This is a genomic window from Mycobacterium mantenii, assembly GCF_001667865.1.
GTDB classification, from domain to species: Bacteria; Actinomycetota; Actinomycetes; order Mycobacteriales; family Mycobacteriaceae; genus Mycobacterium; species Mycobacterium mantenii_A.
This window is the reverse complement of record NZ_LZJP01000095.1, coordinates 1-565: the sequence shown is the minus strand read 5'-3', so window position 1 is coordinate 565 and position 565 is coordinate 1. Positions and strand designations below refer to the sequence as shown.

General features: G+C 71.2%; 1 protein-coding gene. It reads right to left on the bottom strand.

The features are described from left to right. The coding region (locus A5688_RS16660; protein ID WP_120312554.1) for a VWA domain-containing protein at window positions 1-565 on the bottom strand (565 nt) is incomplete at both ends.

Here is a 565-nt window from a genome sequence, read left to right as displayed (position 1 = left end):
CGGCGATGCGCTGCCCGTCCATCTCGATCTCGCCGCCCTTGGTCCCGAACGAGATCGTCGAGATCTGCACGCCCTCGGCCTTGGCTGCCCGGGCCGCGGTGAACGCGCCCTGCGGCGCGTTGGGGTCCAGCGGGACGTTCTCGGCGCCGTCGGATTCCAGCACGATCCGCGCCGGCGGCGGGCCGTCGCCGCCACCCATCACCGAGCCAACCGTCGCGATCGCCTGCAGCGCGGTGAACAGGCCTTCTCCCGTCGCGGTTTTCGGGGCCGGCTGCAGGCTGTCGATGCCCGCTTTCACCGCGCCGCGGTTGGTCGTCGGCGGAACCAGCAGCGTGGCGTTGGCCGCGAACTCCACCAGCCCCAGGTTGATCGCCGGGGTCAGCTGGTCGGCGAATTGCTTGCCGGCCTCCTTGGCGGCGGCGAGGCGGTTGGGTGGCACATCGTTGGAGGCCATCGACTCCGACACGTCGATCACCAGCATCACGACCGCGCGGTTGAGCGGAATCCGCACGTCCGACGTCGGCCCGGCCATCGCGGTGGTCAGCAACACCAGCGAGGCGGCGAG